This is a genomic window from Acidocella sp. MX-AZ03, assembly GCF_027626035.1.
Lineage (GTDB): Bacteria > Pseudomonadota > Alphaproteobacteria > Acetobacterales > Acetobacteraceae > Acidocella > Acidocella facilis.
Map to the genome: position 1 here is coordinate 531,206 of NZ_CP110774.1, position 14,055 is coordinate 545,260.

17 protein-coding genes and 1 pseudogene are annotated in these 14,055 nt (G+C 63.2%); 13 read left to right on the plus strand and 5 right to left on the minus strand.

Features of this window, described 5'->3' with window-relative positions; genetic code table 11:
• Positions 1-41 precede the first annotated feature (41 nt).
• The 4 genes from GT370_RS03005 to GT370_RS03020 are packed head-to-tail and all read left to right on the plus strand — an operon-like array spanning position 42 to position 2,018.
• Entirely contained in the window at positions 42-809 is a 768-nt protein-coding gene (locus GT370_RS03005) for an ATP-binding cassette domain-containing protein (protein WP_026439584.1), read from the plus strand.
• Between the two features lie 2 nt (positions 810-811).
• Positions 812-1,012 carry a hypothetical protein gene (locus tag GT370_RS03010; RefSeq protein ID WP_270183873.1) on the plus strand — a complete coding sequence of 67 codons (201 nt, stop codon included), beginning with the start codon at positions 812-814 and terminating at the stop codon, positions 1,010-1,012.
• Positions 1,009-1,554 carry an ABC transporter permease subunit gene (locus tag GT370_RS03015; RefSeq protein ID WP_270183874.1) on the plus strand — a complete coding sequence of 182 codons (546 nt, stop codon included), beginning with the start codon at positions 1,009-1,011 and terminating at the stop codon, positions 1,552-1,554. The genes GT370_RS03010 and GT370_RS03015 overlap by 4 nt, the downstream gene beginning before the upstream one ends.
• Complete coding sequence (locus tag GT370_RS03020; protein ID WP_270183875.1) at positions 1,485-2,018, plus strand: ABC transporter permease subunit; 534 nt, start codon at positions 1,485-1,487, stop codon at positions 2,016-2,018. The genes GT370_RS03015 and GT370_RS03020 overlap by 70 nt, the downstream gene beginning before the upstream one ends.
• 264 nt (positions 2,019-2,282) lie before the next feature.
• On the opposite strand, the gene GT370_RS03025 is transcribed toward GT370_RS03020, so the two are convergent.
• Both GT370_RS03025 and GT370_RS03030 read right to left on the minus strand, forming a co-directional pair.
• On the minus strand, positions 2,283-3,017 hold the full coding sequence (locus GT370_RS03025) for an ROK family protein (protein ID WP_039884759.1): 735 nt from the start codon (positions 3,015-3,017) through the stop codon (positions 2,283-2,285).
• A gap of 147 nt (positions 3,018-3,164) precedes the next feature.
• Positions 3,165-4,589: a hypothetical protein gene (locus GT370_RS03030; RefSeq protein ID WP_008493280.1), complete on the minus strand. Its 1,425-nt coding sequence runs from the start codon at positions 4,587-4,589 to the stop codon at positions 3,165-3,167.
• A gap of 276 nt (positions 4,590-4,865) precedes the next feature.
• On the opposite strand from GT370_RS03030, the gene GT370_RS03035 reads away from it, so the two are divergent.
• The 5 genes and pseudogenes from GT370_RS03035 (at position 4,866) to eda (ending at position 10,770) form a co-directional block, all read left to right on the plus strand.
• On the plus strand, positions 4,866-6,056 hold the full coding sequence (locus GT370_RS03035) for an ROK family transcriptional regulator (RefSeq protein ID WP_008493278.1): 1,191 nt from the start codon (positions 4,866-4,868) through the stop codon (positions 6,054-6,056).
• Positions 6,057-6,138: 82 nt separating this feature from the next.
• Positions 6,139-7,604: pseudogene (gene zwf, locus GT370_RS03040) on the plus strand (glucose-6-phosphate dehydrogenase).
• A gap of 28 nt (positions 7,605-7,632) precedes the next feature.
• The gene (pgl, locus tag GT370_RS03045) at positions 7,633-8,310 is read left to right on the plus strand and encodes a 6-phosphogluconolactonase (RefSeq protein WP_270183876.1); all 678 of its coding nucleotides are present in this window, start codon (positions 7,633-7,635) and stop codon (positions 8,308-8,310) included.
• Position 8,311: 1 nt separating this feature from the next.
• The gene (gene edd, locus GT370_RS03050) at positions 8,312-10,141 is read left to right on the plus strand and encodes a phosphogluconate dehydratase (protein ID WP_008495817.1); all 1,830 of its coding nucleotides are present in this window, start codon (positions 8,312-8,314) and stop codon (positions 10,139-10,141) included.
• Positions 10,138-10,770: a bifunctional 4-hydroxy-2-oxoglutarate aldolase/2-dehydro-3-deoxy-phosphogluconate aldolase gene (gene eda / locus GT370_RS03055; RefSeq protein WP_270183568.1), complete on the plus strand. Its 633-nt coding sequence runs from the start codon at positions 10,138-10,140 to the stop codon at positions 10,768-10,770. The genes edd and eda overlap by 4 nt, the downstream gene beginning before the upstream one ends.
• 55 nt (positions 10,771-10,825) lie before the next feature.
• On the opposite strand, the gene msrB is transcribed toward eda, so the two are convergent.
• From msrB to GT370_RS03070, 3 genes are read right to left on the minus strand one after another with little or no spacing between them, the layout of a single operon-like run.
• Positions 10,826-11,281: a peptide-methionine (R)-S-oxide reductase MsrB gene (msrB, locus tag GT370_RS03060; protein WP_008493275.1), complete on the minus strand. Its 456-nt coding sequence runs from the start codon at positions 11,279-11,281 to the stop codon at positions 10,826-10,828.
• Positions 11,278-11,793, minus strand: a complete 516-nt coding sequence (msrA, locus tag GT370_RS03065; RefSeq protein ID WP_270183877.1) for a peptide-methionine (S)-S-oxide reductase MsrA — start codon at positions 11,791-11,793, stop codon at positions 11,278-11,280. Before msrA ends, msrB begins: the two co-directional genes overlap by 4 nt.
• Positions 11,778-11,939, minus strand: coding sequence for a hypothetical protein (locus tag GT370_RS03070; RefSeq protein ID WP_270183878.1), 162 nt, complete (start codon positions 11,937-11,939; stop codon positions 11,778-11,780). The genes msrA and GT370_RS03070 overlap by 16 nt, the downstream gene beginning before the upstream one ends.
• Before the next feature lie 120 nt (positions 11,940-12,059).
• On the opposite strand from GT370_RS03070, the gene GT370_RS21180 reads away from it, so the two are divergent.
• The 4 genes from GT370_RS21180 (at position 12,060) to GT370_RS03090 (ending at position 13,850) form a co-directional block, all read left to right on the plus strand.
• Positions 12,060-12,476 (plus strand): hypothetical protein, encoded by a 417-nt coding sequence (locus GT370_RS21180; protein WP_270183879.1) that lies wholly within the window; start codon positions 12,060-12,062, stop codon positions 12,474-12,476.
• Entirely contained in the window at positions 12,449-12,667 is a 219-nt protein-coding gene (locus GT370_RS21185; protein ID WP_270183880.1) for a hypothetical protein, read from the plus strand. The genes GT370_RS21180 and GT370_RS21185 overlap by 28 nt, the downstream gene beginning before the upstream one ends.
• Positions 12,619-12,873, plus strand: a complete 255-nt coding sequence (locus tag GT370_RS21190; RefSeq protein WP_270183881.1) for a hypothetical protein — start codon at positions 12,619-12,621, stop codon at positions 12,871-12,873. The genes GT370_RS21185 and GT370_RS21190 overlap by 49 nt, the downstream gene beginning before the upstream one ends.
• Before the next feature lie 137 nt (positions 12,874-13,010).
• Positions 13,011-13,850, plus strand: a complete 840-nt coding sequence (locus GT370_RS03090; protein ID WP_008493271.1) for a DUF2189 domain-containing protein — start codon at positions 13,011-13,013, stop codon at positions 13,848-13,850.
• The last annotated feature ends 205 nt before the right edge of the window (positions 13,851-14,055 follow it).

Genomic DNA, 14,055 nt, shown 5'->3' on the forward strand with positions numbered 1-14,055 from the left:
AACGCGTTGCGTTTCATCTCCATATTTTTTCGGAGACTTCCATGAATTCAGCCAGCTCGCATGATTTGTTGAGCGTGAAAGGCCTGCACAAGAAATACGGGGCCGTCACGGCGTTGCGCGATGTGAGTTTCACCGTGCGGCGCGGCGAGGTTACTGCGTTGCTGGGCGATAACGGCGCGGGCAAATCCACCACCATCAAGGCGATCGCCGGCGTGGCGCCGGCCGATAGTGGCAGCATCATGCTCGAAGGCCAGGAGGTGCAGATCCGCCGCCCCGCCGATGCGACCGGGCTTGGCATCCAGACCGTGTATCAGGATCTGGCGCTGTGCGATAATCTCGGCATCTGCGCCAATTTGTTCCTGGGCCGTGAGCGGGTGAGCGGGCCGTTCGGCATGCTGCGCGATGTGGACATGGAAGAAGAGGCCAGGAAGGTTCTGAAAACCTTGCGGGTCAATCTGCCGGCTTTGGATACGCCGGTGGCAGCACTCTCCGGCGGCCAGCGCCAGGCGGTCGCCATTGCGCGCGCCGTGCTCTGGGGCAAGAAAATCGTCATCATGGACGAGCCGACGGCTGCCCTTGGCGTGGCGCAGACGGCGGAAGTTCTCCGCCTGGTGCGCGACCTGGCCGAGCAAGGCTTCGGCGTGATCCTGATCACGCATAATATGCAAAACGTCTTCGAAGTGGCCGATAGCGTGGTGGTGCTGCGCCTGGGCCAGACCGTGATGGAAGAACGCAAATCCGACCTGACTCCGGAGGAAGTGGTGGGCTGCATTACCGGCTCGCGCACCACCATCGGGGGCATGGCCTGAACATGAGCGCGGTGAACCAAATGACAACAGCACAGAACAACACCAAGGCACCCGGCTGGACGCAGAGACTCGTAAGCTCCACCGATCTTGGCATGATGCCGGTGATCGCGGCGCTGATCGCGATCTGGATCGTCTTCGAAATTCTCAACCCGCATTTCCTCACCCCCGCAATCTCAGCAATCTCTCGGCGCAGATTGTGGTGACGGGCACGTTGGCGCTGGCGGAAACGCTGGTGATCCTGCTCGGGATGATCGATCTTTCGATCGGCTGGAGCAGCGTGGTCGCCGCCTCGGTCTTCTCCGTCGGCACGGTGTTCTTCAACCTTCCGGTCTGGCCCTGCGTGTTTCTCGCCATCGGCGCTTCGGTGGTGATCGGCTTCTTGCAGGGCATTCTGGTTTCGCGCGTCGGCGTGCCGAGCTTCGTGGTCTCGCTCGGCGGGGCGATGATCGCAGAAGGCTTGGTGCTGGCGATGCTGACCCAGCATGGCGGTTCCGTGCCGCTTTCTGATGATCTCTCCACCGCTGTCGGCACGCTGGATGTGCCCGCGCTGTGGAGCTGGATTATTTCGCTGGCCTTGTTTGCGCTGTTTGCCATTGTCTCGCTGCGCCGCCATACGGACCGGCGCCGGCGTGGGCAGGGGAGGCGCATAGCCTGTTCTTCGCCAAGCTGGCCTTCATGCTGGTGGTGCTGGTCATCGGCATCGGGTTGCTCTGCGCCTATCAGGGTGTGCCGGTGCTGCTGGTGATCTTCCTCGCGGCTCTGTTCGCCTGCGCCTTCCTCACCAAATCCATGCGCTTCGGCCGGCATCTTTACGCGGTGGGCGGCAATGTTGAGGCGGCGCGGCGTTCTGGCATCAATGTTCGCTTCGTGCAGCTCGCGGCCTTCACCTTGGCCGGCGCGCTGGTCGGGCTGGGCGGCTTGCTGGATGCGGCGCGGCTTGGCGTGGCCTCCGCCACGGTGGGTGATTCCGACATCATGCTGAACGCCGTTGCCGCGGCGGTGATCGGCGGCACCAGCCTGTTTGGCGGGCGTGGCTCGGTCTATGGCGCCTTCTTCGGCGCGCTGGTGATCGCCTCCGTCACCAACGGCATGGATCTGATCGGCGCGCCCTCTTCCGTGCGCTTCGGGGTGGAGGGTGTGATTCTTCTCGCCGCCATCACCATCGATACGATCCTGCGCCAGCGCCGGATGCGCTCCGGCCGCGCCTGAGCGCGACATTCCCGACCAAAAGAAAGGGGCCTTGCGGCCCCTTTTTTCATGGAGATTTTTTGGCGACGGCCTGGGTGTAATTCACCGTGGCATGGGTGAGAGCTTTTAGAGGCGCAGCCCCTTGAGCGGCACAAGAGCCATATGAATGTACGCTGACGCGCCAGCGTCAGGATGTGCAGATCAAAGCGTGCGATAAAAAAAGAGCATCAAGCTGAAAGCTTGATGCTCTAAAAAATCATGCATCTGTCAGGCTGTTTCTTGGCGTCACTGCAACGCCCGCCCGACTTCCGCATTCCAGAGCTTCGCTCCGCCGGTCAGCCCTGCCTCGTTGCGCGCGAGGATGACGCCTTCGGGCAGTTCCTGCAGGCTGAACAGCCTGGCATTGCCGCCGCCGAGATAGAGCACATCAAAATTCACCAGGCTATGGATCCGCCCGATCGTTTCCTGCACGCGCGCTTTCCAGCGCATCTCGCCGACACGCTTCAGCGCCGCATCGCCGACGAAATCGTCATAGCTCGGCTCCTCACCAGCAACATGCCGGCCCAGCTCGATCTGCGGTGCCGGCACGAAATCGCGGAACAAGGCAAAGCCCATGCCGGTGCCCAAAGTCAGCACCACCTCAATTCCCTCACCGGCGATGATGCCCAGCCCATGCATCGTCGCGTCATTCGCCAGCCTTGCCGGGCGGTTGAAGCGTGCGGTGGCGAGGGCGGCGAGATCCGTGCCATGCCAGTTTTTGGTGCCGAGATTAGGCGCCGTGAGAACGATATTGTGCTTGATGGCGCCCGGAAAACCGATGGAAATAAAATCGAATTCGCCAAGCGGCGCGATCAGCGTCGCCACGGTTTCCAGCAATTGCGTGGGGCTGGCGCCGGGCGGTGTCGGGCAGCGCGCGGCTGGTGCCAGCATCTCTCCGGCATGGTTCAACAACGCTGCCTTCAGCCCGGTACCGCCAATATCCAGAGCCAGGATTCGCTCGGGATGTATGTCTGCCGTCATGTCATTCCCCAAATAAAAAGAGGCCAGCCTGGGCAAAACCGGGCATGGCCTCTGTGGTGTTTCCAATCGGTCCGGACGGGCCGGGACCTCTCCGCAGCCTGCCGAACAATGCCGCCCCAGCGCCGGTGGCGTGGAGCGGCATCGCGATCAGAAGGCGTATTTCAGATAAAAGCGGCTGCTGAAATACGGATTGTCGTAATGCGCGTTGGTCTGCGAGCTATCGTTCTGCGCGAAGGCCGCATCCGTATCCCACGCCACCGAGAGACCCTTCAGCACATCCGAAAGATTGTAGCTGAAGCCGGCATCGATGACATGGATCGCTTCATTGTGGATCGGCGCGACGCCCGCCGGGAAGCCATAGGCACCGCCATAGCTGTAGGTGCTGCCGCCGAAGCCGTAATCGGCGTTATACTCGACATAGGTCGGGTCGATTTCGAGCTTGCCGCCCATCGCCTTGATCGTGCCGGTGATACCGTAGGCATAACCCGGCCCCATATCCTCGATACCGTTCTGCATCGTATCGGTGAAGATCGTGCCGGACAGATCGTTGTAAGGATGGACCATTCCGCCATGGTGGAAGGAGCCGTAGGAGGACGGGCTGTAATCGCCGATCACCGCGATCTTGTCGTCACCGAAGGTCATGCCGAGCTTGCCGCCATAGACATGCGCGTCGACATTATAGGTCACGCCGGCCGGGTTGAAGCCGGAGCCGGAATTGCCTTCGCTGACCATCTGCGCGGAGCCGAACAGGTTGGAATTCGCGTTCATCGGCGTCACGAAATCCGCCTGGCCGTAGAACATCTGCGCCTGGCCGTAGAAATTATAGTACCAGCCCTGCGCCGTGTAATCGACATTGTCGTAACGGTTCTGGAACTTCGCACCGAAGGCGATGAAGCCGTTGGTGTGGGTGAGATAGCGGTCACCGCTGACAAAGTCGCTGCTATAACGCGAATTATAGTTGAACATGCGCGTCGCCATGACCGACAGGGTCGCGGTGTCGGTGTTCAGGCTCAGCGGTCCGGCATCGGCGGCGCCGTTATTGCCGCCAATCACGTTGGCGACACCGGCGAAGCCCATGAAGGCGCGCGGGTTGAAGGTGTAGAGATCCTGATTGGCGAACGGGGTGTTGATGAATTGCCGGCCGCCGCGCACTTCCAGATAGCGATTCTCGTACTGCAGGAAGGCCTCGCGCAGCGATTGTTCGCTATGGGTATGGCTGGTCAGCTCGGAGCTGTCATCATGATTCGGGTTGCGCGAATAGAGACCGAGAGACTGGCCGGTATAGCCGCCCAGCCCGACGCTGAAGCCCTCGAAGGCGCCGGTGTGCAGATTGAGATTGCCGCCGACGGCGAAGGCGTTCTGTGTGTTCTTCCCGACTTCCCCCTTGTTAGCGTAGGTGAAGTCATACACGCCGGCCATGCCGGAAATCGTGGTCTGCCGCAGCGCATCCTGCAGGCTCTGCGCGTGCGCCGGCATCGCCAGCCCGGCCAGTGGCAGCATGCCGGCGGCGAAAAACGCGGCTTTGCTGCAGGAATTTTTCATGCCTGCGAGGCTCTTGATCAGTTTGGACATTCCGTCCTCCTCCTGTTGTTCTGATGATTTTCGGCTCTTCTGCGTTCAGGCTGCACCGCAACATGGCGCCGCAACGAGATGCGCGTGTGTTGTAGCCTGAACACGCATGTTCAAGAAGTCTGTTTTTTGATCTATGTCGTTCCTCTTCCCACAGGCGTTCTGCTTTGTTTTCGGGAGAATTATTTTAGCCCCGAATAAAATAGGAATATGAAGGCTCCGGGGCGCTGTCAAATAAAAATTGCCGGGCCGTTGCGGTTACGCTAAGGCTGTGGCGCCATGAACACACGTCGGATCAATTCCAACATCATCCGCAAGATCAACGCGGCGCGCGTGTTTCACGGGATTCGCAAAAACCCCTCTATTTCACCGCAAGGTCTGTCAAAAGACACAGGCATTGACCTTGCCACCATCTCCATCATCCTGGCCTCTCTGGAACAGGACGGGCTGGTCGAGCGCACCCAGGGCGAACGCACCGGGCGCTCCGGGCGGCCCAACAGCCAGCTCAGCATCAATGAGAAAACCGGCGTGTTGGCGGGAGTCGCGGTGGATGTTGATGAAAGCGAGCTGGTGCTGTGCAGTTTCGCCGGCACCATTCTGGCCAATCTGCATGTTCCTGGCAGTAAGGATCAGGAAATGGTTATCGGTTCGATCAAATCCGGTATCGCCACGCTGCTGAAACAAACGGGCTACCCGCGCAAGGCGCTGGCCGGGGTCGGGGTGGGTGTGCCAGGCCTGGTCGGGCTGGATGGCAAATTGGCGCTGGCGCCGAATCTGGATTGGCATGATGTCGATTTCGGCGCGGCGCTGGCCGCATCTCTCGCGGTGCCGGTGCAGTTGGAGAACGACATCAAGGCGGCCGCCGCGGCGGAGCATCTGTTCGGGCAAGGCGCGCCGGATGCGGATTTCATCTATCTCTCCGGCCGCTCCGGCGTGGGTGGCGGGTTGTATCTGGGTGGGGCGATCTATCGTGGTCCGCGCGGCATGGCGGGTGAGGTCGGGCATATGAAGCTGGTGCCCAATGGCCGCCCTTGCGCCTGCGGCGGTTTCGGTTGCTTTGAGGCCTATATATCTGAGCGCGCGATTTTCGAGCGCTTGCGCGATGCCAAATTGAACTTCCCGGACATCGCCGCGGTGCGCGAGGCCGCCTTGCGCGGCGAGGCCGGGGTGCGCGCGGTGCTGGCTGAATGTGGCCAGCATCTCGGGCTGGGGCTGGCCAATCTCGCCAATATTTTCGCGCCTGGACGCATCGTGCTGGGTGGGGCGATGGCGGTGCTGGCGGAGTATCTGCTGCCCGCCGCGCAACCGGTGTTCGAGGCGAATGCGCTGCGCGAAATCGGTGGCGAGATCGCGATCAGCGTCTCCACGCTCGGCGAATTCGCGGTGCCGATGGGCGGCATTGCGATCGCGTTGCAACATTTTCTGGAAGAGCCGCACGTTGCCATGCTGCGCCCGGGCAGTCAGGCATGACGCGCCGCGTGGCCCCTTGTCGCGGCCGCCATTTAAGACAAACTAGGGGAAGATGCCGGGCGCATCTTCGGAAGGAGAGAGTATGACCAGCCGTGTGATCCCAGTTGAGCCGTTTGTTCTCGTCGTGTTTGGCGCCACGGGTGATCTCTCCCGCCGCAAATTGATCCCCGCCATGTTCCAGCGCGATGCGGATGGCCAGCTGCCGGATGCGGCGGAGATTTTCGGCGTCTCGCGCGGGCAGCTCAGCGATGACGAATTCGTCGCCCAGGCGAAGGCGGCGGTGGAGGAGCATGTGCCCGCCAGCGAGCGCCCGGCGGAGATTGTCGAGCGGTTCTTGAAGCGCATTCATTACATCGCGGCGGATGCCACCGGCGATGAAGGCTGGGCGGAGCTCGCCACCGCGCTGAAGCCTTATCAGGACCGGGTGATCGTGTTCTACCTCGCCACCGGTCCGGCTTTGTTCGGGCCGATCTGCGAGCGGCTGGGGCGCTTCAACCTGGCCGGTGAGAATGCCCGGGTGGTGGTGGAAAAGCCGGTGGGCAAGGATGGCGAGAGCGCGCATGCGGTGAACCAGGCGATTGCCCAGGTGTTCCCGGAAGACCGCGTCTATCGTATCGATCATTATCTCGGCAAGGAGACGGTGCAGAACCTGATGGCGCTGCGTTTCGCCAACGGGCTGTTCGAGCCGCTGTGGAATGCCGCCCATATCGACCATGTGCAGATCACCGTGGCGGAGTCGCTCGGCGTTGAGGGCCGGGCCGGCTATTACGACACCGCCGGGGCGCTGCGCGACATGGTGCAGAACCATATTCTGCAGCTGCTCTGCCTGGTGGCGATGGAGCCGCCCGCCCATCTCGCCGCCGATGCAGTGCGCGACGAGAAGCTGAAAGTGCTGCGGGCGCTCAAGCCGATGGAGTCGCAGGATTGGGTGCGCGGCCAGTATCGCGCTGGCGCCTCCGCCGGTGGGCCGGTGCCCGGCTATCTGGAGGAGCTGGGCCAGCCTTCCAGCCAGACCGAGACCTTCGTGGCGCTGAAAGCCGAGATCGAGAATTGGCGCTGGGCGGGGGTGCCGTTTTATCTGCGCACCGGCAAGCGGCTGGCGGAGCGTGTTTCGGAAATCGTCATCACCTTCCGCCCGGTGCCGCATTCAGTGTTCGGCAAGGCGGCGGGGCCGGTGATGGCGAATCGGCTGGTCATCCGGCTGCAGCCGGATGAGGGCGTGAAGCTCTGGCTGATGATCAAGGATCCCGGCCCGGGGGAATGCGTCTGCGCCCGGTCTCGCTGGATATGAGTTTTGCTTCGACGTTCAATGTCCGCAATCCGGATGCCTATGAGCGGCTGGTGCTGGATGTGGTGCGTGGCAACCAGACCTTGTTCATGCGCCGCGACGAGGTGGAGGCCGCCTGGGCCTGGGTCGACCCGATCCTGGAGGCCTGGAGCATCGCCCCGGATGCGCCGAAGCCCTACACCGCCGGGACCTGGGGGCCGAGCGCGGCGATCGCGCTGATCGAGCGCGATGGGCGTACCTGGGCGGATGGTGCGCCGTGACGGCGCACTGGGCGGATGGTGCGCCCTGATGCTGATTTTCTCCACCCGCGATGCTTTGGCGGAAAAGCTGGCTGAGGATACCGCGCAGGCTTTGCGCAACCGCTTGCAATTGCAGGTGGAAGCGGTGCTGGCCGTCTCCGGCGGCAGCACGCCCGGCGCCTTTTTCGCGGCGCTGAGCCAGGTGGAGCTGGATTGGTCGCGGGTGGTGGTCACTTTGGTGGATGAGCGCTGGGTGCCCGAGGACAGCCCCCGCTCCAACGCCGCCATGGTGCGCCGGGCGCTGCTGCAGAACCGCGCCGCCCAGGCCCGGTTCCTGCCGCTTTATAACGGTGCGCCGACGCCGGCGGCCGGGCTGAAGGCGCTGGAGGCGGAGCTGGCTGCCTTGCCCTTGTCCCTGGCGGCGGCGATCTTAGGTATGGGAGAGGATGGGCATACGGCCTCCTTCTTCCCCGGCGGCGACAATCTGGCCGCCGCCCTGGCCCCTTCCAACGGGCAGAAGGTGGAGACGATGCAGGCGCCGGGCGCCGGCGAGCCGCGTGTTACCTTGACGCTACCGGTTCTGGCCCAGGCGGATCTGCTGGCCCTACATATTGAAGGCGCGCGCAAGCGCGAGGTTCTGGAACAGGCCTTGGCCGGCGGGCCGGATGAGGAGATGCCCATCCGCGCCGCCTTGCGTCATGATCCGCAGATTTATTGGAGTGCGTAACATGCTTCACCCTGTCATTGCCGAGGTCACGGCCCGGATCATCGAGCGCAGCCGTGGGTCGCGCTCGCGCTACCTACAGCGCGTGGCGCAGGCCGCCAGCCACAAGCCCAAGCGCCATGCCTTGGGTTGCGCCAACCAGGCGCACGGCTTCGCCGGCTGCGGCGCGGGCGACAAGGCCGTGCTGCGCGACGGCGATGGCGGCAGCCTCGCCATCGTCACCGCTTATAACGACATGCTCTCGGCGCATCGCCCCTACGAAACCTACCCGGAGCAGATCCGCGAGGCGGCGCGCAAGGTTGGTGGCGTGGCGATGGTGGCGGGCGGCGTGCCGGCCATGTGCGATGGGGTGACGCAGGGCGAGGCCGGCATGGAGCTGTCGCTGTTCTCGCGGGACGTGATCGCGCTGGCAACCGGCGTGGCGCTCTCCCACAACACCTTCGATGCCGCTTGTTTCCTGGGGATTTGCGATAAGATCGTGCCCGGGCTGGTGATCGGCATGCTGAGCTTCGGGCATCTGCCCTCGGTGCTGATCCCCGCCGGACCGATGCCCTCCGGCCTGCCCAATTCCGAAAAAGCCAAGATCCGCCAGCTTTATGCGGAAGGCAAGATCGACCGCGCGGCGCTGCTGAAGGCGGAAGGCGAAGCCTACCACGCGCCGGGCACCTGCACCTTCTACGGCACCGCCAACACCAACCAGATGCTGGTCGAGATCATGGGGCTGCATGTGCCAGGCGCGGCCTTCGTGAATCCCGGCACGCCTTTGCGCGACGCGCTGACGGATTTCGCGGTGCAGCGTGTGATGAGCCAAACGGCACTGGGCGAGAATTTCCAGCCGGTGGGCCGGATGATCGATGAGCGCAGCTTCGTGAATGCGATCGTCGCGCTGCACGCCACCGGTGGGTCGACCAACCATACCATCCATCTGCTGCCGATGGCGGCGGCGGCGGGGATCACCATCACCTGGCAGGATCTTTCGGATCTGGCGGCGGTGACGCCTTTGCTGTGCCGCATCTATCCCAATGGCCAGGCCGATGTGAATCATTTCCACGCCGCCGGCGGCACCGGGTTTTTGATCCGCGAGCTGATCGAGGCCGGGCTGCTGCATGAGGATGTGGACACCATCATGGGCAAGGGGCTCTCCGCCTACATCAACGAGCCCTATCTGGAAGACGGCAAGCTCAACTGGCGCGAGGCGCCTGCATCCAGCGGGGATGAGAAAGTGCTGCGCCCGGCCGCCAACCCGTTCCAGCCGACCGGCGGGCTGAAGCTGCTCAGCGGCAATCTCGGCCAGGCGGTGGTGAAAACCTCCGCGGTGGCGGAGGAACGGCATGTGCTGGAGGCCCCCTGCCGGGTGTTCCACAGCCAGGAGGCGGTGCAGGCGGCGTTCAAGGCTGGGGAGCTGAACAAGGATGTTGTCGTGGTGGTGCGCTTCCAGGGGCCGAAGGCGAATGGCATGCCGGAATTGCACAAGCTGATGCCGCCGCTTGGGGTGTTGCAGGATAAGGGCTTCAAGGTGGCGCTGGTCACCGATGGCCGAATGTCCGGCGCCTCGGGCAAGGTGCTCTCCGCCATCCACGCCACACCGGAGGCGCTGGCCGGCGGCCCGCTCGCCAAGCTGAAGGATGGCGACATCGTCCGCGTCGATGCCAAGGCCGGCACGTTGAGCGCGCTGGTGGATGCGGCTGAATGGGAGGCGCGCGCAGAGGCGCTGGCGGATCTCGATGACAGCCATCACGGCACCGGGCGGGAGCTGTTCGCCCCCTTCCGCCATCTGGTCAGCCGCGCCGATCTTGGCGCTAGCATTTTCGCCTACGAGGAGTCGCACGCATGATCCAGGAGGGTTTGGAAACCATCATGAAGCTCGCCCCGGTGATCCCGGTGGTGATCATCGATGATGTCGCGGATGCGGTGCCGCTGGCCCGCGCTTTGGTGCAAGGCGGGCTGAAGGCGATCGAAATCACGCTGCGCACGCCTGTAGCGTTGGAGGCGATCCGCGCTGTGGCGAATGAGGTTGAGGGGGCGGTGGCCGGGGTCGGCACCGTGCTCACCGCCAAGCATTACAAGCAGGCGGCGAAGGCCGGCGCGCAATTCGCCGTCTCGCCAGGGGCGACGCGCAAACTTCTGGATGCGGCGGAGGATGCGGATCTGGCGCCGCTGCCCGGCATCGCCAGCGCCTCGGAGGCGATGGTGCTGATCGAGCGCGGCTATCGGTTTGCGAAATTCTTTCCGGCCGAGGCGGCGGGCGGGGCGCCATTCCTCTCCTCCATCGCCTCGCCGCTGCCGCAGCTGCAATTCTGCCCGACCGGCGGCATCACCCCGGAGATCGCCCCGCGCTATCTGAAGCTGCCCAACGTGCTCTGCGTCGGCGGCTCCTGGATGGTGAAGAAGGAGCTGGTGGCGGCGAAGGATTGGGCCGCCATCACCAAGCTGGCGGCAGAGGCCGCGAAACTCAAAGCATAAGTCGCAAAAGTTTTGGGGGTGTGTGGGCTTTTTTCAAAAAGCCCCCACGACGCCCTCACGCCGGCGTAAACCCCAACGCCAGCCCGTTCATGCAGTAGCGCAACCCGGTCGGGCGCGGCCCATCCGGGAACACATGCCCCAGATGCCCGCCGCATTGGCTGCAATGCACCTCGGTGCGGTCCATGCCGAAGCTGGTATCGTTCTGCTCATCCACCGCATGCGGCAGCGGCGCGTAAAAGCTGGGCCAGCCGGTGCCGCTGTCATATTTGGTGGCGGAGGAGAACAGCGGCAGCGCGCAGCCGGCGCAATGGAAAATGCCTTTGCGATGCTCGTTCAGCAGCGCCGAGCTAAAGGGCGGCTCGGTGCCTTGCTGGCGCAAAATCTCATATTGCGCCGGGGTGAGCAGCCGGCGCCATTCGGCGTCCGTGTGCGTCACCCGGTAGGCGGCGCGGGCCTTCGCGCCCAGCGCCAGGGCGCTGGCGCCGGCCAGCAGGAACATACGGCGGATCATGTGTTGCCTTTCAGAACCGTCACCGGATCGGTTTCATACAAAGCCGGGAATTGCGCCTTCAGCGCTTCCACCTTCGGGATGTCGTTGAAGACGATATAGGGATTATCCGGATGGCGGATCAGGAAATCCTGATGATAGCCCTCGGCCGGATAGAACGGCATCGCCGCATCCACGCGGGTGACGATCGGCGCCGGGAAGGCATGATCCGCGCCAAGCTGCGCGATATAGCGTGTGGCGATCTCCTTCTGCTGCGGCGAGGTCGTCCAGATCTCCCCGCGATATTGGGTGCCATGGTCCGGGCCCTGGTAGTTCAGCTCGGTCGGGTCGGTGGTGACGGCGAAATAGATCTGCAGGATCTGGCCATAGGAAATCACCCGCGGGTTGAAGGTGATCTTCACCGATTCCGCGTGGCCGGTGCTGCCAGTGCTCACCGTCTCGTAATCCGCCGTGGCTTTCTGCCCGCCGGTATAGCCCGACAGCGCCTGGCTGACACCCTTCACATGCTCGAACACGCCCTGCACCCCCAGAAGCAGCCGCCGGAGAGAATGGCGGTTTCGCTGCTGGCGGTATCGGGCGGGTTGTAGGCGGGGGCGGGCAGGGCGGCCTGCGCAGCGCCGGCGAGGCCGAGAAAGACCGGGACGAGAGAGAGGCGACGCATCACAAGCTCCTTCAACGCTTCTGCGGAACGGCAAACTGCGCTCTGGCACCCCATCGCGTCCAGGCATGGTTTTGATGCCTGACTTTTATGCTACTCTGCGCCAACCAGGAGGGCAGGCCGATGAGCATAGACAAGGATACCATTATCTGCATTTCGCTCGCGGCGCGGCCCAGCAATTTCGGCACACGCTTCCATAATTATCTCTACCAGAATTTGGGGCTGAATTATATTTACAAAGCCTGCACCACGGAGGATCTGGAAGGCGCCATTCGTGGCCTGCGCGCCCTGAAAATCCGCGGCTGCGGCGTCTCCATGCCGTATAAGGAAGCCTGCATCCCGCTGCTGGATGAGCTCACCCCCTCGGCGGCGGCGATCCAGTCGGTCAACACCATCGTCAATGAGCATGGAAGGCTGGTGGCTTATAACACGGATTTCATCGCGGTGCGGGATCTGTTGCGCCAGGCCGGTCTGCCCCCAGCGCGCGGGTGGCGCTGCGCGGCAGTGGCGGCATGGCCAAGGCGGTCGCCTATGCGCTGAAGCTCTCAGGCTATGAAAACGGCATCATCATCGCCCGCAATGAGGCGCAGGGCAGGGCGCTGGCGCAAGGTTGCTCCTATGAATGGGCGGCCAGCACGGACGGGGTGGAGGCGGATTATCTGCTCAACGCCACCCCATCGGCATGGCGGGCGGGCCGGAGGAGGGGCATTACGCCTTCCCGGAGCCGATGATCGAGCGCGCCTTGGCGGTGATGGATGTGGTGGCGGTGCCGGCCGAGACGCCCTTGGTCCATGCCGCTCGGCAACTGGGCAAATCCGTGGTCACCGGCGCTCAGATCGTGGCGCTGCAGGCGCTGGAGCAATTCGTCCTCTATACCGGCCAGCATCCGGATGCCGAACTGTTCGCCGCCGCCACCGCCCATGCGCGGGCCGGATAGAAGCTTCGGAATTCTGGAGACGCGGTTACGATTTTTCTGGTTGAAAACGCCAAAACGGTCTTAAATCAAAAGAAGAAGAAAATTTGCCCGCCCAAAAGGGGCAAGACCCGAAATGGGCAAAAATTGGGAGAAGACCGATGGCTGCTACGCTGATTAAGGCCGTGCATGATACAGACTATCCCGGTGGACAGCCTTACCCCACGACGACCCATCCGGAAGCCGATACCAGCCCGGTAACGGTGCAGAAGATCGGCTTTGGCGATCTGCGTGCCGCCTTGCGCGAGGGTGTGCAGGACTGGCTGGCCTGCCGGACCGATGTGCTGGTGATGGTCGTCATCTATCCGCTGGCGGCGTTGTTTATCGCCATTGCCTTGATCGACCGGCATTTTTTGCCGCTGCTCTTCCCTGTCGCGAGCGGCATGGCGCTGGTTGGTCCGGTGGCGACGATCTGGTTCGGCGCGCTGAGCCGGCAGCGTGAGCGCGACGGAGTCGCGACCGTGGATGCCGCCGGGGCGATCTTCGAGTCGCCGCGTGGGAGCGTCATCAAGCGCCTGGCCTTGCTGTTGATCGGGCTGTTCGCGGTCTGGATCGCGGTTGCCGGTGTGATTTACCACACAACGCTGGGTAGCGCTCCCGGAACCGGGAGCTTCCTGCACGGGACTTTCGCTACCGCCCCCGGCCATGAGATGATTCTGATCGGGGTGTTGGTCGGCGCGGTGTTCGGGGTGGTGGCACTGGCCACGGCGCTGGTTTCCTTTCAGCTGGCGCTTGACCATGAAATTGGGGTTGCCGAGGCAGTGTCAGTCTCGGTGAGGGCGGCTCTTGCCAATCCCGCGGTAACGCTGATTTGGGGGCTTCTTATTGCCGGTTTGCTGCTGATCGGGGCGATTCCTGGGCTGATCGGCCTAGCGGTGACGATTCCCATCCTCGGACATAGCGCCTGGCATCTCTATCGGCGGATGATTCGCAACGGTTGAGGCGCAAAAGGCACGCTTCCGGCATATAAGGCGTCGCGAATAGGTGTTGAAGCCTGTCATGTCAGATTTCTGATATGTCATGTCAAAATGTGACAATGGCTTTCCGTTTGCGACCAATCAATATAAAGGCTGTCTATGTTCAACCGCGCGGCGTGAATATGCCGCGCGGTTGAACGTGAAGTGCCGTCCGGGCCGGTTTGCGCTG